Source organism: Pseudomonas sp. GW821-FHT01D09, assembly GCF_059422465.1.
On the sequence record NZ_JBWKWY010000043.1, the window covers coordinates 15,014 to 39,319 of the forward strand.

The 24,306-nt window shown below is 62.3% G+C and carries 19 protein-coding genes; 6 read left to right on the forward strand and 13 right to left on the reverse strand.

The features are described 5' to 3' along the window. Positions 1-321: 321 nt before the first annotated feature. A complete protein-coding gene (estP, locus tag AC07W7_RS25005; protein WP_495040308.1) occupies positions 322-2,244 on the forward strand; it encodes an esterase EstP in 1,923 nt (640 codons plus the stop codon). Between the two features lie 156 nt (positions 2,245-2,400). Here estP and trpE read toward each other — a convergent pair whose 3' ends face one another. The 10 genes from trpE to AC07W7_RS25055 form a co-directional block, all read right to left on the reverse strand. Next, positions 2,401-3,882, reverse strand: a complete 1,482-nt coding sequence (gene trpE, locus AC07W7_RS25010) for an anthranilate synthase component I (RefSeq protein ID WP_495040309.1) — start codon at positions 3,880-3,882, stop codon at positions 2,401-2,403. 68 nt (positions 3,883-3,950) lie between these two features. After that, positions 3,951-4,769: a phosphoglycolate phosphatase gene (locus AC07W7_RS25015; protein ID WP_099169005.1), complete on the reverse strand. Its 819-nt coding sequence runs from the start codon at positions 4,767-4,769 to the stop codon at positions 3,951-3,953. Then, a complete protein-coding gene (gene rpe / locus AC07W7_RS25020; RefSeq protein WP_076962217.1) occupies positions 4,766-5,440 on the reverse strand; it encodes a ribulose-phosphate 3-epimerase in 675 nt (224 codons plus the stop codon). The genes AC07W7_RS25015 and rpe overlap by 4 nt, the downstream gene beginning before the upstream one ends. A gap of 84 nt (positions 5,441-5,524) precedes the next feature. Continuing rightward, positions 5,525-6,673: an iron-containing alcohol dehydrogenase gene (locus AC07W7_RS25025; RefSeq protein ID WP_495040310.1), complete on the reverse strand. Its 1,149-nt coding sequence runs from the start codon at positions 6,671-6,673 to the stop codon at positions 5,525-5,527. A 150-nt stretch (positions 6,674-6,823) separates the two neighbouring features. Continuing rightward, positions 6,824-7,651 (reverse strand): ABC transporter permease, encoded by an 828-nt coding sequence (locus AC07W7_RS25030; protein WP_076962219.1) that lies wholly within the window; start codon positions 7,649-7,651, stop codon positions 6,824-6,826. 12 nt (positions 7,652-7,663) lie between these two features. Further along, the gene (locus AC07W7_RS25035) at positions 7,664-8,911 is read right to left on the reverse strand and encodes an ABC transporter permease (protein WP_495040311.1); all 1,248 of its coding nucleotides are present in this window, start codon (positions 8,909-8,911) and stop codon (positions 7,664-7,666) included. 157 nt (positions 8,912-9,068) lie between these two features. Continuing rightward, the gene (locus AC07W7_RS25040; protein WP_076962221.1) at positions 9,069-10,109 is read right to left on the reverse strand and encodes an ABC transporter substrate-binding protein; all 1,041 of its coding nucleotides are present in this window, start codon (positions 10,107-10,109) and stop codon (positions 9,069-9,071) included. 46 nt (positions 10,110-10,155) lie between these two features. Then, positions 10,156-11,268 (reverse strand): ABC transporter ATP-binding protein, encoded by a 1,113-nt coding sequence (locus tag AC07W7_RS25045; RefSeq protein ID WP_076962222.1) that lies wholly within the window; start codon positions 11,266-11,268, stop codon positions 10,156-10,158. A 225-nt stretch (positions 11,269-11,493) separates the two neighbouring features. After that, the gene (locus tag AC07W7_RS25050; RefSeq protein ID WP_076962223.1) at positions 11,494-12,123 is read right to left on the reverse strand and encodes a response regulator; all 630 of its coding nucleotides are present in this window, start codon (positions 12,121-12,123) and stop codon (positions 11,494-11,496) included. A 134-nt stretch (positions 12,124-12,257) separates the two neighbouring features. Next, positions 12,258-14,654, reverse strand: coding sequence for a PAS domain-containing sensor histidine kinase (locus AC07W7_RS25055; protein ID WP_495040312.1), 2,397 nt, complete (start codon positions 14,652-14,654; stop codon positions 12,258-12,260). 58 nt (positions 14,655-14,712) lie between these two features. Between AC07W7_RS25055 and AC07W7_RS25060 the strand changes: the two genes are divergently transcribed. Further along, entirely contained in the window at positions 14,713-15,690 is a 978-nt protein-coding gene (locus AC07W7_RS25060; RefSeq protein ID WP_495040313.1) for an alpha/beta hydrolase family protein, read from the forward strand. A gap of 32 nt (positions 15,691-15,722) precedes the next feature. On the opposite strand, the gene AC07W7_RS25065 is transcribed toward AC07W7_RS25060, so the two are convergent. From AC07W7_RS25065 to AC07W7_RS25075, 3 genes are read right to left on the reverse strand one after another with little or no spacing between them, the layout of a single operon-like run. Beyond that, the gene (locus AC07W7_RS25065) at positions 15,723-16,490 is read right to left on the reverse strand and encodes a DnaJ domain-containing protein (protein WP_495040314.1); all 768 of its coding nucleotides are present in this window, start codon (positions 16,488-16,490) and stop codon (positions 15,723-15,725) included. Between the two features lies 1 nt (position 16,491). Then, positions 16,492-17,166 (reverse strand): N-acetylmuramate alpha-1-phosphate uridylyltransferase MurU, encoded by a 675-nt coding sequence (gene murU, locus AC07W7_RS25070; RefSeq protein ID WP_076962227.1) that lies wholly within the window; start codon positions 17,164-17,166, stop codon positions 16,492-16,494. Continuing rightward, positions 17,163-18,188, reverse strand: coding sequence for an aminoglycoside phosphotransferase family protein (locus AC07W7_RS25075; RefSeq protein ID WP_495040315.1), 1,026 nt, complete (start codon positions 18,186-18,188; stop codon positions 17,163-17,165). The genes murU and AC07W7_RS25075 overlap by 4 nt, the downstream gene beginning before the upstream one ends. 130 nt (positions 18,189-18,318) lie before the next feature. On the opposite strand from AC07W7_RS25075, the gene AC07W7_RS25080 reads away from it, so the two are divergent. Genes AC07W7_RS25080 through rsmA form a run of 4 tightly spaced genes read left to right on the forward strand, consistent with a single transcriptional unit; the run spans position 18,319 to position 24,206 of the window. Next, the gene (locus AC07W7_RS25080; RefSeq protein WP_495040316.1) at positions 18,319-21,096 is read left to right on the forward strand and encodes an LPS-assembly protein LptD; all 2,778 of its coding nucleotides are present in this window, start codon (positions 18,319-18,321) and stop codon (positions 21,094-21,096) included. After that, positions 21,077-22,411, forward strand: coding sequence for a peptidylprolyl isomerase (locus AC07W7_RS25085; protein ID WP_169865948.1), 1,335 nt, complete (start codon positions 21,077-21,079; stop codon positions 22,409-22,411). Before AC07W7_RS25080 ends, AC07W7_RS25085 begins: the two co-directional genes overlap by 20 nt. Beyond that, positions 22,408-23,397, forward strand: a complete 990-nt coding sequence (gene pdxA / locus AC07W7_RS25090; protein ID WP_495040317.1) for a 4-hydroxythreonine-4-phosphate dehydrogenase PdxA — start codon at positions 22,408-22,410, stop codon at positions 23,395-23,397. The genes AC07W7_RS25085 and pdxA overlap by 4 nt, the downstream gene beginning before the upstream one ends. Further along, entirely contained in the window at positions 23,394-24,206 is an 813-nt protein-coding gene (gene rsmA / locus AC07W7_RS25095; protein WP_495040318.1) for a 16S rRNA (adenine(1518)-N(6)/adenine(1519)-N(6))-dimethyltransferase RsmA, read from the forward strand. Before pdxA ends, rsmA begins: the two co-directional genes overlap by 4 nt. Positions 24,207-24,306: the final 100 nt, after the last annotated feature.

A 24,306-nucleotide genomic window follows, 5' to 3' on the forward strand; every position in this document is an offset into this window, starting at 1 on the left:
CAAGGGGCGTCGAACAACGGGTGAAGAAGGCAAATCGGTACAGGTCCGGCCGGGCCGGCAGAGAAAATTCAGGCGCGCCAACGCCAACGGGCGTGTGCCTTGACTACTCGCATCAAGAGTTTGCTGATGATCAACACGGGGAGGGTCTCATTCATACGTTCAGGCACAGTAACGTAGCCTCGCCGACGGTGCAATATGGAGCAGCAAATACGGGGGCTATGACCAAGGGTTTGTAGGAAAAAACGATTTTCCCCACAGGGAACTCCCACTACATTGCTAGTGTTTCACTTCCGATACAAAAACAATCACATGGAATGCCCTATGCCCAGACCCTCTTTTGTTGCGCCCCTGACCGGCTGCCTCTTGTCACTGGCCTGCGCACAAGCGTTTGCAGCGCCTTCACCTTATTCAACCATGGTCGTTTTCGGCGATAGCCTGGCAGACGCGGGCCAGTTTCCCGATGGTGTGTCCGGCGCGACCCTGCGCTTTACCAACCGCACCGGCCCTACATTCCAGGGTGACTATGGCCTGGTTTCATCGACCCTGCTGGGCTCGAAACTGGGGGTCGCGCCAAACGACCTGAATGCCTCGACCTCACCGGTTCGCGCGGTGCAAGGTTTGCCTGACGGCAACAACTGGGCGGTCGGCGGCTACCGTACCGACAACATCCTCGATTCCATCACCCAGGTCTCCAACACCGCGATCCCTCCCGGCAATGCGGGCGCGGGCACGGTGTTGCGCAGTCGCCAGGGTTATCTGCCCGCAAACGGGGGCCGCGCCGACCCCAATGCGCTGTATTTTCTGTCCGGTGGCGGTAATGACTTCCTGCAACAACGCGTCCTTAGCCCAGGCCAGGCCGTAGCCGCCGGAGGGCGCCTGGCCGACAGCGCCCAGGCCCTGCAACAAGCCGGCGCACGCTACATCATGGTGTGGATGCTGCCCGACCTGGGCCTGACACCCGCCATCAACGGCACGCCGCAGCAGGCAGCAACCTCCGCCCTGAGCACTATTTTCAATCAGGCCTTGGTCCAGCGCCTGTCGCAGATCGACGCCCAGATCATCCCATTGAATATCCCACTGCTGTTGCAGGAGTCCTTCGCCGACCCGGGCCGATTTGGCCTGGCGACCGGGCAGAACCTGACCGGCACCTGCTTCAGTGGTAACGGCTGCACCGCCAACCCGACCTATGGCATTGGCGGCACCCAACCGGACCCGACCAAGCTGATCTACAACGACTCGGTCCACCCGACCATTGCCGGGCAACGCTTGATCGCCGACTACGCCTATTCGCTGCTCGCCGCCCCCTGGGAACTGACCTTGCTGCCAGAGATGGCCCAAGGCACCCTGCGCGCCCATCAGGATGAATTGCGCAACCAATGGCAGGCGGACAACGGCAACTGGCAGGCCGTTGGCCAATGGCGCGCGATTGTCGCCGGTGGTGGCCAGCGCCTGGACTTCGACGGTCAAGGCCGCTCGGCCAGTGGCGACGGCAGTGGCTACAACCTGAATGTCGGCACCAGCTATCGCCTCGACGAGAGTTGGCGCGTAGGCGTGGCGGCCGGGCTGTATCGCCAGACGCTCGAAGCCGGCGCCAGCGACTCGGACTACAAGCTCAACAGCTACATGGGCAGTGCATTCGCGCAATATCAACACAATCACTGGTGGGCCGATGCCGCGCTGACCGGCGGCCGGCTGGACTTCGACAGCCTCAAGCGCAAGTTCGCCCTGGGCGTCAGCGAAGGCTCAGAAAAAGGCGACACCGATGGCTGGCTCTGGGCCTTGAGCGGCCGCGTGGGCTATGACATTGCCGGGGTCGGTAGCGATTGGCACCTGTCACCGTTCATCAGCGCCGACTATGCGCGGGTCGAAGTCGATGGCTACGGGGAAAAAGGCAACCGCTCCACCGCGCTGACCTTTGATGATCAGCAGCGCGACTCCAGGCGCCTGGGCCTTGGCCTGCAGGGCAGCTACCGCGTCACCCCGCACACCCAGGTGTTTGGCGAAGTGGCTCACGAGCATGAGTTCGAGAATGACACCCAAAAGGTGAATATTTCGCTCAACAGCGTGCAGGGGATCGATTTCAAGCTGGACGGCTACACGCCTCGCAGCAATTCGGAGCGCTTGAGTCTCGGGGTCAGCCACAAGCTGACTGAGGAACTGGCGTTGCGCGCGGCGTATAACGTGAGGAAGGATGACAGCCTGACCCAGCAAGGGGTCAGTGTCGGGGTGAGCCTGGACTTCTAAACCGGTCGTAAGAACAACATAAAACTAATGTGGGAGCGGCGGTGCGACGGTTCGACTTGCTCGCGAATGCGGTGGATCAGTCAATACATGTACTGACTGGCATACCGCATTCGCGAGCAAGCCCGCTCCCACATTTATCTAGACCTGCATCAACCGTCAGTCTTGCGGCGTCTGCTCAGCCAACGCCACCGCACGGAACATCGCCCGGCGCTTGTTCAGGGTTTCTTCCCACTCAAGGGCCGGCACCGAGTCGGCCACGATCCCGCCGCCCGCCTGCACATGCAGTTCGCCGTCCTTGATCACCGCCGTGCGGATCGCAATGGCGGTGTCCATGTTGCCGTTCCAGGCGAAATAGCCCACGGCGCCGCCGTAGACACCACGCTTGACTGGCTCCAGTTCGTCGATGATTTCCATCGCGCGGATCTTCGGCGCGCCAGACAAGGTGCCCGCCGGCAGAATGGCGCGCAGCGCATCCATCGCCGTCAGGCCGGCCTTCAGCTCGCCGGTGACGTTGGACACGATGTGCATCACGTTGGAATAACGCTCGATCACCATCTTCTCGGTGAGTTTCACCGAGCCAATTTCCGAAACGCGCCCGGTGTCGTTACGCCCAAGATCGATGAGCATCAAGTGCTCGGCGATTTCCTTGTCGTCCGACAGCAGGTCTTCTTCAAGCGCCAGGTCGGCCTCTTCGGTCGCGCCACGGGGGCGCGTACCGGCAATCGGGCGCACGGTGATCAGGTTGTCTTCGACGCGCACCAGCACTTCCGGCGAGCTGCCCACCACGTGGAAGTCGCCAAAGTTGAAGAAGTACATGTACGGCGTCGGGTTGAAACAGCGCAGCGCCCGGTACAGGTCGATGGGCGCCGCCTTGAAGTCGATGGACATGCGCTGCGACGGCACCACTTGCATGCAGTCACCGGCGAGGATGTATTGCTTGATGGTCTCGACTGCGCGCTCGTAGTCATCCTGGGTAAAGCTGGAGCGAAACACCGGGTCGGCCGCCGGCGGACGGCTGAGGTCCAGGCCGCGACGCGGGGTGATCGGCTGGCGCAGCTTGTCCAGCAGGGCTTCGAGGCTGGCCTGGCCTTGCTCGAACGCATCGACCTGGGCCGGGTCGGCCAGGACGATCGCGTGCATCTTGCCGGCCAGGTTGTCGAACACCACGACCGCGTCGGACACCATCAGCAGGATGTCCGGCACGCCCAACGGATCGGGGTTCGGGCATTTGCCCAGGCGCTGTTCCACGTAACGTACGCAGTCGTAGCCGAAATACCCCACCAGGCCGCCATTGAACCGCGGCAGGCCAGGGATGGTCGGCACGTTGTAGCGCGCCTTGAAATCTTCGACGAATGCCAGCGGGTCTTGCACATCGTGGCTTTCGATCTCGACGCCGTCATGGGTGATGCTGACGTGATGGTCGTGCACCCGCAAAACCGTGCGGCACGGCAGGCCGATGATCGAGTAACGCCCCCACTTCTCGCCGCCCTGCACCGATTCCAGCAGGTAGGAATTGGGCTCGTCGGCCAGTTTCAGGTAGATCGACAGCGGCGTATCGAAGTCGGCCAGGGTTTCCCGGGCCATGGGGATGCGGTTGTAGCCGGCAGCGGCCAAACGCAGGAATTCTTCGCGAATCATGAGGTGCCTCGTGGCGTGAGGGTCTAACAGTCAGGTAGGCAAACGTGCCGCAGCGCGGCCAGGATCAGTCAGGCGCGCCAACGCCAGCGGGCCAGGGCCTTGATGACTTTCATCCAGAGTTTGCGAGTGACCACCACGATGGGATTTCCAGAAGGGGATGGGACAGCGTCGGGCAACGTTATCTCAGCGCCCGCTCCCAGGCAACTGGGGATTAGCTGTCGCAGGTCATCAATGACCAGCGCCGGTGACTCTTCGGCAATCGGTCGGCCATGGTTGTAGCCGTAGCTCAGGGCCACGCACTGCACGCCCGCGGCTTTTGCGGCCAGCACATCGCTACGCGAATCGCCGATAAACAACGACTGGGAGGCCGGGATATTGGCCATTTTCATTACAAAGAACAGCGCCGCCGGATCAGGCTTTTTCTGCGGCAGGGTATCGCCGCCAATGATCCAGCGGAAATACCGGCCGATCTTCATCTGGTCCAGCAACGGTGCGACGAAGCGCTCCGGCTTGTTGGTGATCAGGGCCATTTCCACGCCCTGCTTGTGCAGCCACTTGAGGGTATCGCGCACGCCGGGGTAAACCACCGTCAGCTCGTGGCCGTCTTCGTAGGCGGCGTTGAACAGTTCCAGCGCGTGCTCGGCCTCCACCTCATCGACGCCTTCGGCATCGATGTGATTGGCCAGGGCCCGACGCACCAGCATGTGCACACCGTTGCCGACCCAGTCGCGCACCGACTCGATGCCAACCGGTTTGCGCCCCAGCTTGAGCAACATGTGATCCACCGCAGCCGCCAGGTCCGGCACCGAATCGACCAGGGTGCCGTCCAGGTCGAACATCACCAGCCGCGGCAATTTACCGGGAAACAGTTGCTCAAAACCGCTCATGGACGCGCCAGCGCCAGTTCTGCACGCATGTTGCCGATCACGGCCTGGTAGTCAGGGGTGTTGAAGATCGCCGAGCCGGCGACGAAGGTATCGGCGCCCGCCGCAGCGATGTCGCGGATGTTGTGGACATTGACCCCACCGTCGATCTCCAGGCGGATATCGCGGCCAGAGGCATCGATCAGCGCACGGGCTTCACGCAGCTTGTCGAGGGTGCCGGGGATGAACTTCTGCCCGCCAAAGCCTGGGTTGACGCTCATCAACAAGACCATGTCGACCTTGTCCATCACGTACTTGAGGGTGTCCAGCGGGGTCGCCGGGTTGAACACCAGGCCGGCCTTGCAGCCACCTTCGCGGATCAGTTGCAGGGAACGGTCGATATGCAGCGTGGCTTCCGGGTGGAAGGTGATGTAGGTCGCACCGGCCTCGATGAAGTCGCCAATGATGCGGTCCACCGGGCTGACCATCAGGTGCACATCGATAGGCGCAGTCACGCCGTACTTGCGCAGCGCCGCGCAAACCATCGGGCCGATGGTCAGGTTTGGCACATAGTGGTTGTCCATGACATCGAAGTGCACGAAGTCGGCACCGGCGGCCAATACGTTGTCCACTTCCTCACCCAGGCGGGCGAAGTCGGCGGAGAGGATCGATGGAGCAATAACGAAGGGCTGCATGACGCACCTTTTCTGAGCTAAATCACAATGGCGCGCATTGTATACCTCATGCTTTGCTGCGCGCACCGTGACCTGACTCAATGGCTAGTAGGCAGCGCGGTAGATTTTTTCGATATCCGCCGCGCTGAGCTTGCGTGGGTTGTTGCGCATCAGCCGCTCGATACCCGCCGCCTCTAGCGCCATGGCCGGGATCGCGTCCTCGGGCACGCTGAAGCTGCGCAGGCCGGATGGGATCTCCACTGCGGCACACAGTCGCGTCATGGCCTCCACCGCCTGGTCGGCCGCCTCGTTGACGCTCAAGCCTGTGATATTCACCCCCATGGCCTGGGCGACATCCTGCATACGCTCGACACAGGCCAACTTGTTCCAGTGCATCACATAGGGCAGCAGCAACGCATTGCCCACCCCATGGGCAATATTGAAACGCCCGCCCAACGGGTAGGCCAACGCATGCACCGCGCCCACCCCGGCATTGCCGAAGGCCATGCCGGCCATCAGGCTGGCAGTGGCCATATCGTCACGCGCCTGCAGGTTGGCCGGGTTGGCGTAGGCCTTGGGCAAGGCCTTGGCGATCAACTTGATCGCGCCAATGGCCAGGGCATCGGTGATCGGCGAGGCATTCAGGGACAGATAGGACTCGATGGCATGCACCAGGGCATCCACGCCACTGGCCGCCGTGACACTGCGCGGGCAGGTCAGGGTCATTTGCGGGCTGATCAGCGCAACATCCGGCAGCAGGTAGTCGCTGACGATGCCTTTTTTCAATTGCGCGGCCTTGTCCGAGAGAATCGCCACATTGGTCACTTCCGAACCGGTGCCGGCCGTGGTCGGGATGGCGATCAGCGGCGGGCCCTTGCGCGGCACCTGGTCCACGCCAAACAAATCCTCGAGTGCGCCGTGATAACCGGCATAGGCGGCGACGCTCTTGGCGATATCGATGGCGCTGCCACCGCCCAGGCCGATCAGGCCGTCATGCCCGCCGTCACGGTAGGCCTGCATGCAGTCTTCAACGATCGCGAGCTCCGGGTCGGGCAACACCCGGTCGAAGATCTCGTAGGGACGATCGCCCAACTGCGCCAACGCCAGCTGCACCGTGCCAGACTTGATCAGCGCGGCATCGGTGACGATCAACGGGTTATCGATATCCAGCCGGGTCAGCTCGGCGGCCAATTGCTCGATGGCGCCTGGGCCGGTGAGCAATTTGTGGGCGATCTTGAATGAGGAGGTACTCATGTGCGCGGCCTCTTGTAAATTGTGGGGCTGGCACAAGAATAGCTGAGGGATAAGGGTTGTCTGCCATTGAGCGGCTGAATGGTCAGGTGTACACAGATATCCATGTGGGAGCGGGCTTGCTCGCTCCCACATTTTGCTCTGCGCTTGGCTTTAAACCTGCGCCGTACGCAGTTTTTCGCTGCGCCCACGCAACCACTCCAGGGTCAGCAACAACACTACCGAGAAGGCGATCAGCAAGGTGGCCGCAGCGGCAATGGTCGGGCTGAGGTTTTCGCGGATACCGCTGAACATCTGCCGAGGCAAGGTGGCCTGCTCGGGGCCGGCGAGAAACAGGGTCACCACCACCTCATCAAACGAGGTGGCAAAGGCAAACAGCGCCCCGGAAATAACCCCCGGTGCAATCAGCGGCAGCGTCACCCGGCGAAACGCGGTCAGCGGCGATGCCCCCAGGCTGGCTGCGGCCCGCACCAGGTTATGGTTGAAGCCCTGCAAGGTCGCCGACACGGTAATGATCACAAAGGGCACGCCCAGCACCGCATGCACCACGATCAGCGAAAAAAAGCTGTTGCCCAGCCCCAGCGGGGCGAAGAACAGGTAGCTCGCCACGCCGATAATCACTACCGGCACCACCATCGGCGAAATCACCAGGGCCATCACCAGCGCCTTGCCAGGAAAATGGCCACGGGTCAGGCCGATGGCCGCCAGCGTGCCAAACACCATCGCCAGTACGGTGGCCGCCGGCGCGACGATGATGCTGTTCTTCAAGGCGCGCATCCATTCCGCCGAGGCGAAGAAGTCCTGGTACCAGTGCAGCGAAAACCCTTGCAGCGGGTACACCAGGAAACTCCCGGAGTTGAATGACAGCGGGATGATCACCAGCACTGGCAGGATCAGGAACAACAGGATCAAGCCGCAAAGGATCCGCAAGCTGTAGAACCACACCCGCTCGATGGGTGACCTATAAGGACTACTGGACATTTCAGGCGCTCCTCAGCTCAGGCGCAGGCGGCTGGCGCCCACCAGCCAGTTGTAGATCAGGTACAGCACCACGGTCGCCAGCAGCAGCAAGCCGCCCAGCGCGGTGGCCATGCCCCAGTTGATGCTGGTGTTGGTGTAGAACGCCACGAAGTAGCTGACCATCTGGTCGTTAGGGCTGCCCAGCAGGGCCGGAGTGATGTAGTAGCCAATCGCCAGAATAAACACCAACAGGCAACCGGCGCCGACGCCCGCGTAGGTCTGTGGGAAGTACACCCGCCAGAAACTGGCGAATGGATGACAACCCAAAGAGATCGCCGCACGCATATAGGTCGGCGAAATACCCTTCATCACGCTGTAGATCGGCAAAATCATGAACGGCAACAGGATATGCACCATGGAGATGTAGACCCCAAGCCGGTTGAACACCAACTCCAGGGGTTTATCGATGATGCCCAGGCCCATCAGCGCGCCGTTGATCAGCCCGCCGGACTGCAGCAACACAATCCACGCGGCCACGCGCACCAGCACCGAAGTCCAGAAGGGCAACAGCACCAGGATCATCAGCAGGTTACTTTGCCGCGCCGGCAGGTTGGCCAGCAGGTACGCCAGCGGATAGGCCAGCAGCAGGCAGCACACGGTAATCACCAGGCCCATCCAGAAGGTACGGGCGAAGATATCGAGGTAGATCGCCTGGTCCGGCGTGGCCGGGGCGACTTCGCCGAGGTCGTCGATCCGGTGATCGACCGCCGCCAGCAGGTAATACGGCGTCAGATTGCTGGTGTTGCGGCGGATCGCCTGCCAGTACGCGGGGTCGCCCCAGCGCTCGTCGAGGTTTTCCAGCGCTTCTTTATAAGAGGCCGGCACTTCGCTAAACGGCAGCGCCCGCGCAGTTTTGGTCAACAGGCTGCGATAGCCCGCCAGTTCCATGTTCAGGCGCTTGGACAGGTCGCCCAAGGTCTGGTTTTTACGTGCTTCGCCCAGGTCCTCGCTGATAGCCTGATACACCAGCTCGTCGGGCAGGCCGCGACCATCCCAGGCGGTCACCGCCACCACGGTACGCGGCAGGCCGGCGACCACTTCCGGGTTACCGACGCTTTTATAGAGCAGCGCAACGATGGGCACCAGGAACACCAGCAGCAAAAACACCACCAGTGGCGCAATCAACGCCTGGGCTTTCCAGCGGTTAAGCCGCTCGGCACGGGCCAGACGCTGTTTCAAGCTGGGGGTGGTGACCTCGTTCGAGGGAACGGCGATGGCCATGGCAAACTCCGGAAAATCTACAGTTGGAACCCGTGTGAAAGGCCCCCTTGTGGGAGCCGGGCTTGCCCGCGATGGCAGCGCCTCGGTGTGTCAGGTGTACCGAGGTGATGCCATCGCAGGCAAGCCAGCTCCCACAGGGGTTAAGCGGTGGGGCTTGTTATTTGGCAGCCCAGGAATTGAAGCGCTGCTCCAACTGCTCGCCGTTATCCGCCCAGAAGCTCACATCGATCTGCACCTGGTTGGCGATGTTTTCCGGGGTGGTCGGCATATCCTTGAGGATGTCCTTGGCCAGCAGCGGCACAGCCTGGGTATTGGCCGGGCCGTAGGCGATGTTTTCCGAGTAGGTTTTCTGTTGTTGCGGGGCGACGGAGAAGGCGATGAATTTCTTCGCTGCCTCGGCGCGCTCCTTGCCGAGGCCCTTGGGGATCGCCCAGGCATCGAAATCGTAGATGCCACCGTTCCACACCACTTTCAGGTTGCTCTCTTTTTGCACGGCGGCGATCCGGCCGTTGTAGGCCGAACTCATCACCACATCGCCCGAGGCCAGGTACTGCGGCGGTTGTGCGCCGGCTTCCCACCACTGGATCGACGGCTTGAGCTCATCGAGTTTCTTGAAGGCGCGGTCCTGGCCATCTTTGCTGGCCAGCACTTTATAGACATCCTTGGGCGCCACACCGTCGGCCATCAGGGCAAATTCCAGGGTGTACTTGGCGCCTTTGCGCAGGCCACGCTTGCCCGGGAAGTTTTTGGTATCCCAGAAATCAACCCAACCGGTGGGCGCAGTCTTCAATTTGTCGGCGTTGTACGCCATCACCGTGGACCACACGAAGAAACCCACGCCGCAAGGCTGGATCGCGCCTTTCACATAGTCATCGGGGTTGCCGAACAGCTTCGGGTCCAACGGCTCGAACATGTCCTCGTCACAGCCACGGGACAGTTCCGGCGACTCGACTTCCACCAGGTCCCAGGACACGCTCTTGGTGTCGACCATGGCTTTGACCTTGGCCATCTCGCCGTTGTATTCACCCGCGATGATCTTGCCGTTGCCCGCACTTTCCCACGGGGCATAGAAGGCCTTGACCTGGGCCGCCTTGTTCGCGCCGCCAAACGACACCACCGTCAGGTCCGGGCCGGCCATGACCTGTGAAGCACCTGCCAGGCCAATGGCCAGGGCGGTCAATTTCAGGGATCTCAACATTTATTGTTCTCTCCACGTGCAGGGTTGGGTGAAGCCAAGGGGGCGATCAATTCGCCTCTAGAAGTGGGTCGAGTGCGCGAACGTGCTCGACTTGCCAGCCAATCGGAACCACATCGCCGACCGTCAGCGCCGGGTCCAGCTCGGCGATCGGTTGTTTCACAAAGAAATCGGCCTTGCCGCAGACTTCCAGGCGCACGCGCACGTGGTCGCCCAGGTAGATAAATTCGGCCACCCGGCCCGAGAAGCGGTTGTTGCAGCTCTGGCTGGAACCGTTGAGGCTGACCCGCTCCGGGCGCACCGACAGGGTCACCGGGCCGCCGATCTGCCCGACATTCACCGCCAGCGCCTCAACCTTCTCGCCCCGCGCCAGCTCGACCACGCAACGCTCGCCGGTGTGGCTGTGCAGGCGGCCGTTAAGGCGGTTGTTCTCGCCGATGAAGTTGGCGACGAAGGTGTTTTTCGGCTCCTCATACAAGGTGCGCGGCGGGGCGATCTGCTGGATCTCGCCCTGGTGGAACACCGCCACCCGGTCGGACATGGTCAGCGCCTCGCCCTGATCGTGGGTCACGTAGACCACCGTCACACCGAGGCGCTGGTGCAGGTGCTTGATCTCCATCTGCATATGTTCACGCAGCTGTTTATCGAGGGCGCCGAGGGGTTCGTCCATCAGTACCAGTTGCGGCTCGAACACCAGGGCGCGGGCCAGGGCCACCCGCTGCTGCTGGCCGCCGGAGAGTTGCGCCGGGTAGCGCTGGGCGAAGGCGTCGAGCTGGACCATGCTCAGCACGCGCTTGACCCGCTCGCTGACATCGGTTTTGCTCAAGCCGCGCACCGTCAGAGGGAACGCCAGGTTCTCGGCCACGGTCATGTGCGGGAACAGCGCATAGTTCTGGAACACCATGCCAATGTCGCGCTTGTGCGGCGGCACATTATTGATCGAGCGCCCGGCCAGCAGGATTTCCCCGGCGGTCGGCGTCTCAAAGCCGGCGAGCATCATCAGGCTGGTGGTCTTGCCCGAGCCGGACGGGCCCAGCAGGGTGAGGAATTCGCCCTTGCGGATGTCCAGGTTGAGGTCTTTGACGATCAGGTTCTCGCCGTCGTAGCTCTTCTGCACACCACGAAAGCTGACCAGCACATCATTTGCATCCACCTCACTCATACCCGCACCTTTTTGTTTTGGACTGCTGTGGCGCTAGCGTAGTCCAGGCGCAAGCCCCCGGAAATCGGGGCGCAGGAGAGATTGGCATCAGCCGGGTGGAAGGTTCGGGGTAGGGATTGCCCTACACGGATGGCGGGCTGGGGACAGTTGAGCGGCAAGCTTCAAGCCACAAGCTGCAAGCACGGGCTTCCCGGGGTTTGGGCAATGTCGCGAATAGATATGCCCCTAGAGGAGTTTGTGCTCCAGCGCGTACTTCACCAGTTCCGCCAGGGAGGTGATGTTGAGCTTTTGCATCAAGCGCGCCTTGTGGGTGCTAATGGTCTTGCTGCTCAAGGCCAGTTGCTGGGCGATATCGTTCACGTTGGCGCCCTGGGCCAAACGCTCGAACACCGAGAACTCACGCTCGGACAACAGCGAGTGCAAGGGCCGGGCATCGGTGAGGCCGACTTCAAACACCATGCGGTCCGCCAGGTCCGGGTCGATATAGCGCCCCCCTGCGGCCACCTTGCGGATCGCCGTCAACAACAGCGCCGGGTCGCTGTCCTTGGTGGCATACCCTGCCGCGCCAACCTTCAGCGCCCGGGCGGCCATTTGTGCCTCGTCATGCATCGACAACACCAGGATGGCCGGTGGATTGTTCAGCGCGCGGATCCGGGCAATGGCTTCCAGGCCATTGACCCCGGGCATGGAAATATCCAGCAACACCACCTCGCACGGAATATGGCGCAAGGCTTCCAACAGCTGTTCGCCGTTCCCCGCCTCGCCGACCACCAGCAGGTCCTTGGCCAGGCCGATCAACTGCTTGATGCCTTCACGGACGATGGTGTGGTCTTCGGCTACCAATATGCGGATCACGGGACTTTCCTCTCTATATAGCGATTAAACGCCGACATTCAAAATGTGGGCTTGCCCGCGATGGTGGTGTGTCAGTCGATACATGTGCTGACTGACACTGCGCCATCGCGGGCAAGCCCGCTCCCACAAGGGGTCTATGGCGAATCCAACGGCACTGTAACGCTCAGGGTAGTGCCCTCCCCCAGTTCACTGTCCAACGTCAACTGCCCGCCCATGATCAGCACCCGCTCGCGCATGCCCACCAGGCCAAACGACACCGGGCGCCCCGGCGCGGGGACGAAGCCTGCGCCGTCGTCACTGATGGTCAACCGCAGATTGGTGCCCTCCACCGCCAGGGTCAGCTCCACCGTATGCGCCTGGGCATGGCGCATCACATTGGTCAGTGCCTCTTGCAGGATGCGGAACAGGCCGATGGCCTTGGCGTCGCTCAAGGTCGGGAGGTTGTCCGGCACTTGCACCAGGCAGGGAATCTGCGTGCGGGCCTCAAACCGCCGCGCCTGCCACTCGATGGCCGAGGCGATCCCCGCGTCGAGAATCGGCGGGCGCAACGCGGTGGCCACATCGCGGACCAGTTGAAACAGCTGGGCGATCAGGCGCTTCATGCTATTGAGGCGCTCGTGCAGGCCAGGGTCCATATGCGCGTAGGCCAGCTCGCACATGGACGTTTCCAGCTTCAGCACCGTCAGCATCTGCCCCAGCTCATCGTGGACTTCGCGGGCGATCCGCGCTTTCTCTTCCTCACGCACGGTTTCCAGGTGGGCCGACAGTTCGCGCAGTTGCGCTCGCGAGGCGTCCAGCTCCAGCTCGATGCGTTTGCTGTCGCTGATGTCCCAGACGATCCCGTCCCAGACCACCGCACCGTCGTCCAGGCGCCGGGTGACTGCCTTGATCTCGGCCCAGCGCTGCTCGCCCTGCCGGGTCAGGATCCGGCCTTGCCACGACCAATTGCTCTCGGTGTCGATGGCCTGGTCCTGGGTCTGGTGATAACTGGCGCGGTCCTGCGGGTGTACCAGGCTGCGCAGCCCCACATCACGATGGCTGAGCACGGCCGGCGAATAGCCCACCAGGCGTTCGCTACCTTCGCTGATATAGGCAAAGTCGATGGCGGCGCTCAACGGCAGGCGCTCCAGGCGAAACACCAGCCCCGGCACATTGGCGGCGATGCCTTGCAGGCGCGCTTCACTTTCCTGCAACGCGGCCAAGGCCCGTCGCCGCTCGGTGACGTCATTGAGGTACACCACCAGGTATTCGCCACCGGCAAAACGCAGGAAACTCAGGGACACGTCCGTGGGCAACAGGCTGCCATCCGCGCGCAGGCACTGGGTGGCGAAGCTCTGTGGCCCGTCCTCGCTGGCGCGCGCACGTTTCCACAGGCTCAGCCAGCGGTCCATGCTCAGGTTGGGCTCGAACTCGATCAGCGGGCGCTCGATCAACGCGCCCGGGGCGTAGCCGAGCATGCTTTCGGCGGCGACGTTGGCGTAGCGCACATGGCTGTCCCAATTGACCCAGAGAATGCCGACGGTGCTTTGATCGATGGAGAACTGGGTCAGGCGCAAGGCTTCGGCGCCCGCGGCACGGGCGGCGCTTTCCTCGCGCGCGGCCAGCAACTGGTGCTCCAGGACATGTTTTTGCCGACGCTGCCACAGGGCAACCGCCAGGCACGCGAGCAACAGCAGGCCCAGCAGCAAGCTGAGGTTTTGCCAGAACCCCGGCGACTCCGACAACCGTGGATATTTGGGCTGCAGCCAGCGGGCGTGCAATTGCTCCAGCTCACGGGCAGGAATGGCCCGCAGGCCGCTCTCGACAATGTCCGCCAAGGCCGGCCAGTCTCGCCGGGTGGCCACCCGCAGCAGTTGCGGCAGGCCAATATCGCCGACCACCGCCAGGCCGGCGAATTCGGGCTCGACCGACAGCCGGCTCAACTGCGCCTCATCGATCACCGCATAGCGCGCCTGCTGGCTGACCAACAATTGCAGGGCCTGGCGCTCCAGCGGCACGCCTTGCAGGTTCAGGTTGGGGTAATTGCTGCGCAAGTAGTCCGCCACGGCACTGGGCATACGCACCGCAACCCGCGAGTGTTCGTCGAGTTTTTCCAGGTCCACCGCGCCGCTGCCGTCGCGGATGCCCACAATGTGCTGGGGCACGCGCATGTAAGGGTCGGAGAACAACCACAGGCGCAGGCCGGCCGGGGTTTGCAGCAGGCCCGGGGCCAGGTCGACCGCGTCTTCACGCAGGGCGTCCTCCAATTGCTCTTGCGTGGGGAAGTTGCGCCAGCTCAGCTCAATATTCAGCGCCTTGGCCAGCGCCTGCATCAGCTCGATATTGGCCCCGGACAACCGCTGCAGGCGCCGATCGTATTGCGCGTAGGGCGCCTGCAACACCACGCCGACCCGCAATGGCGGGTGCTGCGCCAACCACTCGCGCTGCTGGGGGCTGAGCACCGCCGACGGCACCACGGACGCAGGCGTGGCACTTGCCATCAAGGGAAAGCACAGAGCGCCGATAACCAGCAGACAGCGAAAAATCATCATTCACATCTCACATCCAACCCATTAGGCTGCCGGAATCACTTCTGGCCGGAATTGCACTATGCCCCTGCTTCACCGTTCGACACTGCCAGCATTGTGCCTGTCGCTGCTGTTTACCAGCACCTTTTGCGTGCAGGCGGCGGATACCGCGCCGGCTGCCGCCGAAAAGCCACCCGAGCGCCAGCCTTTGCCCGAGCGCAGCCAGGAGGAAGCCAGCGCCCTGGAGCGACAACTACCGCCCCAGGAACAGCAACAATTGCAGGCCGGCGACGAGTCGTTCCTGGCCCTGTGGAAACCGGCCAACAGCGCCGAGCCGCAAGGGGTGGTGATTCTCGTCCCCGGCGCCGGGGAAACCGCTGACTGGCCGCAAGCCATCGGGCCTTTGCGTCAGAAGTTGCCGGATGCACAGTGGGCCAGCCTGAGCCTGTCACTGCCCGACCAGAGCCTGGACACCCTGCCACCCCGGGTCATCCAGGCCCCCGATGCGGCCATCGACACCAGCAGCAAGGATGCCAGCACTGCCGCGCCCAAGCCGATCGAACAGGCGGCCAGCGCCGAAGCCGAAGGCACCGACCCGGCCGTGGTCCCCGGCGTGGATGAACAGGACAAGACCGACGCGACACGGATCTTCGCCCGTATCGATGCCGCCGTCGCCTATGCCCAGACCCAGAACGCCCGCACAGTCGTGTTGCTCGGGCACGGGACCGGGGCCTGGTGGGCGGCGCGCTACCTGAGCGAAAAACAACCAGCCCAGGTGCAGAAGTTCATCATGGTCGCAGCACAGACGCCGGTGGGCCGTCAGCCAGACCTGCAACAGTTGGCACCGACCTTGAAGCTGGCGACCGCCGATATCTTCTACCAGGACAACGCCCTGGCCGGCAAAATGGCGCTGGAGCGCAGCCAGGCGAGCAAGCGCCTGAAGAATGACCACTACAGGCAGGTGTCCTTAAAGACGCTCCCCGGCAATAGTCCGGCAGCCCAGGAGCAGTTGTACCGGCGCATTCGCGGCTGGTTGAGCCCGCCAGGCAGTGGTAGCTGATACCCAGCCGCCCCGTCGGTGGTTGTGGCGAGTCAGCGGAAATCCCGCTGTTCGCGAATGATCGTGTAAGCGCTATGCAGCTCCCGCGTGCGCTCCGTGGCCTCGCGCACTTGCGCCGGGCTGGCGCCGTTGCCGGCGATCTTGTCCGGGTGATGGCGGCTGAGCAGCCGTCGGTATGCACGCTTGATGACCGCAGGCTCTGTCGTGGCGCTCACCCCGAGAATCCGCAAGGCTTCCTGGTAGGTGCTAGCGCGAGTGGCCAGGGGCCTGCGCTCCGGTTCGTAGTCGTGGGCCAGGGCCTGGAGCTGTTGCGGCGTCCAACCCAGCCATTTGCCCCACAGTTCGATCAGTTCGCGCTCGGCAAGACTGGCCTTGCCGTCGGCCCAGACCATGCGCCAGCAGGCGCGCAGCATCCCTTCTGCCGCATGGGGCTGGGCCTTGAGCACACGCAGGTAACTGCGCACGCGATCCGTCCCCGATTTGCCCCGGTTGAACGCAGCAATCGCCCGGCGCTGGGCCGGCTCGGTCATGTCCAGCGCGCGCATCTCCACCCGCGCCTGCTGGATATGCCCGTCCACCACCCGCCCATTGCTTTTGGCCAGGCGGCCCAGCAACACAAACAGCAGTTCGTCATTGCGCAGCGCCGGACGGCCGCCCAGGCGCTCGCGCAGTTGCGCCCAACTGTGCAATTGCAGGCGCCGATCCAGCGCCTGGCCCAATAGCCCGCCCAACATGGCCCCCGGAATGCTGGCGATGGCAAACCCCGCCCCGGCGCCGATCAGAGTCCCTGGCCACAGCATCTTACTGGCCCACGGTCAGCAGCGTTTCAACCTGCGCCAGGCGCTCCAGCGTACCGACGTCAATCCAGCGTCCATCCATGTGCTCCCCCGAGACCAAGCCTTGAGCCATCGCTGTGCGCAACAAGGGCGCCAGCTTGAAGGCACCGGCGCTGCAACCCGCGAACAGCTTGGGGTGCAGCACCGAAATGCCACTGAAGGTCAGGTTATCGGCACCGGGCGCTGCATCATGAAGCAAACCGTCCTTGATATAGAAATCGCCACCACTGGGGTGATGGGGCGGGTTGTCGACCATCACCAGGTGCGCCAGGCCAGCGGGCGGCTGCTTGAGGCGGGAGAAATCGTAGTCGGTCCAGATATCGCCATTGACCACCAGGAACGGCTCGTCTCCCAGCAGGGGCAAGGCTTGGAAAATCCCGCCACCGGTTTCCAGCGGTTCGCCTTCGGGCGAATACTGGATGCGCAGGCCGAACTGCGCGCCATCCCCCAGGTAACCCTCGATTTGCTGGCCGAGCCAGGCATGGTTGATGACGATCTCGGTGAACCCGGCTTTGGCTAGTGCCTCCAGGTGGTACTCGATCAGGCGCTTGCCACCGGCCTGGACCAGTGGCTTGGGGGTATGCAGGGTCAGCGGGCGCATGCGCTCGCCCTTGCCGGCCGCCAGGATCATGGCCTTCATACAACAACCTCGGCCGGTTGGCGCAGGCTGGCCAGCAAATCACCCAGGTCGGCCAGTTCCGCACGCTCGGCCAGCACCGCTTCTATATAGGCAAAGAAGCGCGGCACATCCGCCAAGTAGCGCGGCTTGCCATCACGGTGACAGATACGCGCAAAGATACCGATGACCTTGAGGTGACGCTGCACCCCCATCAAGTCGCTGGCCCGCAGGAAATCTTCAAAATCCGCCTGCACCGGGATGCCCAATTGGCCAGCACGCTCCCAGTAACTGCGCTGCCATTCACGCACCCGCGCCTGGGGCCAACTGAGGAAGGCGTCCTTGAACAGGCAGGTAATGTCGTAGGTCACGGGGCCGTAGACCGCATCCTGGAAATCCAGCACGCCTGGGTTCGGCACGCTGATCATCAGGTTGCGCGGCATATAGTCGCGATGCACCAGGACCTTGGGCTGGGCCAGGGCGCTGTCGATCAACACCTGGCTGACCCGCTGCCACAGGGCCGACTGCTGGTCGTCGAACTCGATGCCCAGGTGCCGGCGCACGTACCACTCAGGGAACAATTCCAGTTCCCGGCGCAATAACGGCACGTCGTAGCTGGGCAAGCCGGCATCCATCGGCAATTGCTGGAAAGCCAACAGCGCGTCGATGGCAGGGGCAAACAATTGATCGGCATTTTCGCCGTCAATCACATCCAGGTAGGTGTTTTTGCCCAGGTCATTGAGCAAAAGAAAGCCCTGGGACAGATCTTCTGCATATATTTGCGGAACATTTATGCCAGATTTTGCCAGCATTCGAGCGATATCGACGAAAGGTTTGCAGTTTTCCTGGGGGGGCGGGGCATCCATCACGATCAATGTGCGACCTTCGCCCTGCCAACGGAAGTACCGTCTGAAACTCGCGTCGCTGCTGGCCGCAGTCAATGTAGCCGGGGGTACGGCGCCCCATCCCTGGGTATGGAAAAGCTCGGGCAACTGCTGATCAAGCCAGACTTTCAGGTGTTGCAAACGTAGATCTTGGTCGGGCATTACAAGGGTCTCCGACGGCGCTAGCCGTCAAGCGGGTCATGCTTTATTATCACGCATCTTTTTCAGACCATCGAGAGGCGTGCGGCCCACACCGCGGGCAGATGGCACGCAGGAAGCCCGGACTAATAAGATGGCATTGAAATCCCCCGCGTTTCGTAGAAAATTTCCGTTGCTGGTAACCGGCAGTCTGCTGGCCATGCAACCTTTCGCCACCTCACTCGTGGTCGCCGCCGAACAGTATGACTGCTCAGTCTCTGCTTCGGGTGCCTGGGATTGCGCGCCAAAGGCCAGCGCAGCCCCTTTGCCACCGCGTCCGGTGCATGACGGCAGTGCCGTCAGCTCGGCCAACAGCACGCCGCAAGGCGAAGCTGCGGGTGCCGAAGCCGTGCCGCAGACCAAGTTGGTCACCGAATCCAAGGGCCGTGGCCTGCGTTCGCGCAGTGCCGACTACAGCCACCTGGACTGGGTCCCCCGCGAGAAACTCACCGCCGCGCAACTGGCCGAAACCGGTCCTTATTGCGCCGGTGCGTACATCGAGCCGATCCGTCCCGGCATGAACGACAAGACGGACAAGAGCGACGCACCGACCTTCATCGGTGCCAAGGCCTCTCGTTACGAGCAGGAAACCCAGGTCGCAACCCTGGCCGGTGACGTGGTCATGCGTCAGGGCAGCATGCAGGTCGAGGCCCAAGAGGCCAGCCTGTACCAGGCCGAAAACCGTGGCGAGCTCAACGGCAACGTGCGACTGCGCGACAATGGCGCGCTGATCGTCGGCGACCATGCCCAGGTCCAGCTGGACACCGGCGCCGCGCAGATCGACAACGCCGAATACGTGATGCACAAATCGCGCATCCGCGGTAACGCGCTGTACGCCAAGCGCGCCGAAAACGCGATCATCCGTCTCAAGGACGGTACGTACACCACCTGCGAACCAGACAGCAATGCCTGGCAACTGCGCGGCAACAACATCACGTTGAACCCGGCCACCGGTTTCGGTACGGCGACCAACGCGACGTTGCGGGTCAAGAACATCCCGATCCTGTACACCCCGTACATCTACTTCCCGATTGATGATCGCCGTCAGTCCGGTTTCCTGCCGCCGAGCTACAGCTCTAGCGGGGAAAGTGGCTTTACCCTGGTAACGCCTTACTACTTCAACCTGGCACCGAACTACGATGCCACGTTGTACCCGCGTTATATGGGCAAGCGCGGCATGCTGTTGGAAGGCGAGTTCCGCTACCTCACCAAGTCCAGCGAAGGCCAGGTCGGCGGTGCCTACCTGAACGACGACAACGACGAGCGCCGCAAGCAGACGGATTACGAGAAAACCCGCTGGATGCTTAACTGGCAGCACAAGGGCGGCCTGGATTCGCGCGTCATGACTGAAGTCGACTACACCGACATCAGCGACCCGTACTACTTCCAGGATCTGCGGACCGACCAGATTGGTGTTGAAAGGCGCGATGCGCTTAATCAGCAAGCTGCCGTGAACTATCGCGGTGACAACTTCAACGCACGCCTGAACCTGCAAGCGTACAAGTTGGCGACGATCTCCCAGATCACCCCGTACAACCGCTTGCCGCAGATCACCTTCAACGGTTCGCTGCCATACCATCCTGGCGGCCTGAATTTTGCCTATGACGCAGAAGCGGTAAGGTTTGACCGGGATCTTGAGACCGGGGACTTTACCGATAAATATGGCATCAATACCCAGCGCCTTGACACCTATGTCACTGGGCTTACCCGGGCCAACGGCACACGGTTGAATATGGCGCCAAGCGTTTCGCTGCCGATGACCTCAAGCTACGGTTTCATTACGCCGAAGCTCAAGTATGCCTACACCAAGTACGATCTTGATCTTGACGGTATAGGCAAGGCACAAATGGTCGCTGCTGGCCAGGAGTTCAAGAGTTCTCAAAACCGCTCCATCCCGATTGCCAGTGTCGACAGCGGCCTGTACTTCGACCGCAGCACCCAGTGGTTTGGCAAGAACTACAACCAGACCCTGGAACCACGCCTGTTCTACCTCTATGTTCCAGAGAAAGACCAGGACGATATCCCGGTGTTCGACACCAGCGAAACCTCGTTCAGCTACAGCTCGCTCTTTCGCGACAACCGCTTCTCGGGTTCTGACCGGATCGGCGACGAAAACAAACTGTCCCTGGGCGTAACCAGTCGCTGGATCGAAGAAAACGGCTTTGAACGTCAACGCGTTTCCGTCGGCCAGGCGCTGTACTTCAAGGATCGCGAAGTGCAACTGCCAGGGATCGTGGCTGCCGATCGCGCTGACTCACGGTCGGACGTCTCGCCAATCGCCCTGGACTACGAGTTCCGCTTTAATCGCGACTGGCGCGCCACCGCCGACTACAACTGGGACACCGAGGAGCACGCTCCACGCTCCGGTAGCGCCATGTTCCACTACCAGCCGGAAGACAACCCGAACAAGGTTATCAACGTTGGTTACCGCTATCGCAATGACCAGGTGGTATACAACCAGCTGACCGGCAAATGGCAGTTTGGCGGCGACTACAGCGTCCCTTCGGACACCGCGAACTACGTGAAGGATTACTACAAAATCCAGCAACACGACTTCTCGATGATGTGGCCGATCATTCCACAGTGGAACCTGATCACCCGCTGGCAGTATGACTATGCACGCAACCGTACCCTGGAAGCCTTTGGTGGTTTCGAGTACGACAACTGCTGCTGGAAACTGCGTGTAATCAACCGTTATTGGGTTTCCAACGACGAATACACCCAGATCGCCCCGCTGAACGAAAAAGGCGACCACGGGCTCTTCCTCCAAATCGTCCTCAAGGGACTCGGCGGCCTGACTGGCGCCAAGGTAGAGAGCTTCCTCGAAAAAGGCATCCAAGGTTATCGTGAACGTGAAGATCAAGCTTTCTGATTGTCTGCGCCCGCTGATGCTGGGCGCGCTGTTCCTGGGCACTGCAGCGGCGCACGCTGGCGTGCAACCGTTGGACAAGGTGGTGGCCATCGTCGATAACGACGTGATCATGCAGAGCCAACTCGACCAACGGGTCAAGGAAGTTCAGCAAACCATCGCCAAGCGTGGCGGTGGCGTGCCACCGACCAGCGTCCTGGACCAGCAGGTGCTGGAGCGCCTGATCGTCGAAAACCTGCAATTGCAGATTGGCGACCGCTCGGGCATCCGTATCACCGACGAAGAACTGAACCAGGCTGTCGGCACCATCGCTCAACGCAACAACATGAGCATTGATCAGTTCCGCGCCGCCCTGGCCCGCGACGGTTTGTCCTATGAGGACGCCCGCGACCAGATCCGCCGCGAAATGATCATCAGCCGTGTGCGGCAGCGCCGTGTGGCCGAGCGCGTGCAGGTATCGGAGCAGGAAGTGAAGAACTTCCTGGCCTCGGACCTGGGCAAGATGCAACTCTCCGAAGAGCTGCGCCTGGCCAATATCCTGATCCCGACGCCAGACAGCGCCAACGCCGAGCAACTCAATGCCGCGGCCGCGAAGACCCAGGCGATCTATGACCGTCTCAAGGCCGGTGCCGACTTTGCCCAAATGGCCATTGCCCAGTCCGGCAGCGACAACGCCCTCGAAGGCGGTGATATGGGCTGGCGTAAAGCCGCTCAATTGCCACCACCGTTTGACCGTGAGCTGAGCGCCATGGAAGTGGGTGGTATCACCCAACCTGCACGCACGCCTGGCGGCTTCATCATTCTCAAGTTGCTGGAGCGTCGCGGCGGTGAGACTTCGCTGAAAGACGAAGTGCATGTCCGTCACATCCTGGTCAAGCCAAGCGAAATCCGCACCGAGGCACAAACCAAGGAGCTGGCGCAAAAGATCTATGAGCGCATCGAAGGCGGCGAAGACTTCGCCACCCTGGCCAAAAGCTTCTCGGAAGATCCGGGTTCGGCCCTTAATGGCGGCGACCTCAGCTGGATCGATCCACGGGCCCTGGTGCCCGAGTTCCAGCAAGTCATGAACGAGACGCCGCAAGGTGTGCTGTCCAAGCCGTTCAAGACCCAATATGGCTGGCACGTCCTGGAAGTCCTTGGCCGCCGCGCCACCGACAACACCAGCCAGGCCCGTGAGCAACAAGCGCTGACCGTACTGCGTAACCGCAAATACGACGAAGAGCTGCAAACCTGGTTGCGTCAGATCCGTGACGAAGCCTACGTGGAAAACAAGCTGCCTGGCGCCGAACCGACAGGCACCGACCAGGCAGCCCAGTGAAACCCCAGCGTTTCGCGTTGACACCCGGCGAGCCGGCCGGCATAGGTCCAGACCTGTGCCTGCTGCTCGCCTCGCAAGCCCAGCCTCACCCCCTGATTGCCATTACCAGCCGCGACCTGCTCCTTGAGCGGGCCGCGCAACTGGGCGTGGCTGTCGACTTGCAGCCCGTCTCACCGGGCAACTGGCCCGACCAGCCGGCCCCCGCGGGCAGCCTGTACGTGTGGGACACCCCGCTGCAGGCCAAGGTGGTCGCCGGGCAACTGGACAAGGCCAACGCCGCCTTCGTCCTGCACACCCTGACCCGCGCCGGGCAAGGCTGCCTCGACGGCGACTTCGCCGGGATGATCACCGCGCCGGTGCACAAAGGCGTGATCAACGAAGCCGGTATCGCCTTCTCCGGCCATACCGAGTTCCTGGCCGAGCTGACGCACACCGAACAAGTGGTGATGATGCTGGCAACCCGCGGCCTGCGCGTGGCACTGGTGACCACTCACCTGCCCTTGCGCCAGGTTGCCGATGCCATCACCCCGGAGCGCCTGGAGCGCGTAACGCGCATCCTGCACGCCGACCTGCAACACAAATTCGGCATCGCCCAGCCGCGAATCCTGGTGTGTGGCCTCAACCCCCACGCGGGTGAAGGCGGCCACCTGGGCCATGAAGAAATCGACATCATCGAACCCACACTAGAGCGCCTGCGCCAAGACGGCATGGACCTGCGTGGCCCATTGCCTGCGGACACTCTGTTTACCCCCAAATATCTGGAGCACTGCGATGCAGTGCTGGCGATGTACCATGACCAGGGGCTGCCCGTGCTGAAATACAAAGGCTTCGGCGCCGCAGTCAACGTGACCCTGGGCCTGCCGATCATCCGCACCTCCGTCGACCATGGCACCGCCCTGGACCTGGCGGGCAGCGGCAAGATCGATACCGGCAGCCTGCACGTGGCCCTGGAAACCGCCTATCAGATGGCCGAGACCCGTATATGACCGAGCATTACCAACACCGGGCGCGCAAGCGCTTCGGGCAAAACTTCCTGCACGATGCCGGCGTTATCGACCGCATCCTGCGCTCCATCCATGCCAAGCCTGAAGACCGCCTGCTGGAAATCGGCCCGGGCCAGGGCGCCCTCACCCAGGGCCTGCTCAACAGTGGTGGGCAACTGGATGTGATTGAGCTGGACAAGGACCTGGTCCCGATCCTCAACCAGCAATTTGCCGGCAAGTCCAACTTCAACCTGCACCAGGGCGATGCATTGAAGTTCGACTTCAACAGCCTCAATGCGGCCCCCCACAGCCTACGAGTGGTCGGCAACCTGCCATACAACATCTCTACACCGCTGATCTTTCACCTGCTGAACAACGCCGGGATCATCCGCGACATGCATTTCATGTTGCAAAAGGAAGTGGTCGAGCGCCTGGCGGCCGGCCCTGGCGGTGGTGATTGGGGTCGCCTGTCGATCATGGTCCAGTACCACTGCCGGGTCGAGCACCTGTTCAATGTCGGTCCGGGTGCGTTCAACCCGCCGCCAAAAGTGGACTCGGCGATTGTGCGCCTGGTGCCTCACGCGGTCCTTCCGCATCCGGCCAAGGATCATCGCCTGCTGGAACGGGTGGTGCGCGAAGCGTTCAACCAACGCCGCAAGACCCTGCGCAATACACTCAAGGCCCTGCTGAGCAACGCCGAAATCGAAGCAGCCGGTGTCGACGGCAGCCTACGCCCGGAGCAGTTGGACCTGGCGGCGTTCGTGCGCCTGGCGGACCAGCTAGCTATCCAGCCAGCGCCAACGGCGGAATAATCCGCAGAGGCTTGATGCAACGCGATCCACATGTGGGAGCTGGCTTGCCTGCGATGGCGGTGTGTCAGCCAAGGATATAGCGACTGACCCACCGCCATCC

What these genes read in the sequence shown, in the direction of transcription:
- estP (WP_495040308.1), top strand. Translation starts at nt 322, where the DNA reads ATGCCCAGACCCTCTTTTGTTGCGCCCCTGACCGGCTGCCTCTTGTCA.
- trpE (WP_495040309.1), bottom strand. Translation starts at nt 3,882, where the DNA reads ATGATTCGCGAAGAATTCCTGCGTTTGGCCGCTGCCGGCTACAACCGC.
- AC07W7_RS25015 (WP_099169005.1), bottom strand. Translation starts at nt 4,769, where the DNA reads ATGAGCGGTTTTGAGCAACTGTTTCCCGGTAAATTGCCGCGGCTGGTG.
- rpe (WP_076962217.1), bottom strand. Translation starts at nt 5,440, where the DNA reads ATGCAGCCCTTCGTTATTGCTCCATCGATCCTCTCCGCCGACTTCGCC.
- AC07W7_RS25025 (WP_495040310.1), bottom strand. Translation starts at nt 6,673, where the DNA reads ATGAGTACCTCCTCATTCAAGATCGCCCACAAATTGCTCACCGGCCCA.
- AC07W7_RS25030 (WP_076962219.1), bottom strand. Translation starts at nt 7,651, where the DNA reads ATGTCCAGTAGTCCTTATAGGTCACCCATCGAGCGGGTGTGGTTCTAC.
- AC07W7_RS25035 (WP_495040311.1), bottom strand. Translation starts at nt 8,911, where the DNA reads ATGGCCATCGCCGTTCCCTCGAACGAGGTCACCACCCCCAGCTTGAAA.
- AC07W7_RS25040 (WP_076962221.1), bottom strand. Translation starts at nt 10,109, where the DNA reads ATGTTGAGATCCCTGAAATTGACCGCCCTGGCCATTGGCCTGGCAGGT.
- AC07W7_RS25045 (WP_076962222.1), bottom strand. Translation starts at nt 11,268, where the DNA reads ATGAGTGAGGTGGATGCAAATGATGTGCTGGTCAGCTTTCGTGGTGTG.
- AC07W7_RS25055 (WP_495040312.1), bottom strand. Translation starts at nt 14,654, where the DNA reads ATGATGATTTTTCGCTGTCTGCTGGTTATCGGCGCTCTGTGCTTTCCC.
- AC07W7_RS25060 (WP_495040313.1), top strand. Translation starts at nt 14,713, where the DNA reads ATGCCCCTGCTTCACCGTTCGACACTGCCAGCATTGTGCCTGTCGCTG.
- AC07W7_RS25065 (WP_495040314.1), bottom strand. Translation starts at nt 16,490, where the DNA reads ATGCTGTGGCCAGGGACTCTGATCGGCGCCGGGGCGGGGTTTGCCATC.
- murU (WP_076962227.1), bottom strand. Translation starts at nt 17,166, where the DNA reads ATGAAGGCCATGATCCTGGCGGCCGGCAAGGGCGAGCGCATGCGCCCG.
- AC07W7_RS25075 (WP_495040315.1), bottom strand. Translation starts at nt 18,188, where the DNA reads ATGCCCGACCAAGATCTACGTTTGCAACACCTGAAAGTCTGGCTTGAT.
- AC07W7_RS25080 (WP_495040316.1), top strand. Translation starts at nt 18,319, where the DNA reads ATGGCATTGAAATCCCCCGCGTTTCGTAGAAAATTTCCGTTGCTGGTA.
- rsmA (WP_495040318.1), top strand. Translation starts at nt 23,394, where the DNA reads ATGACCGAGCATTACCAACACCGGGCGCGCAAGCGCTTCGGGCAAAAC.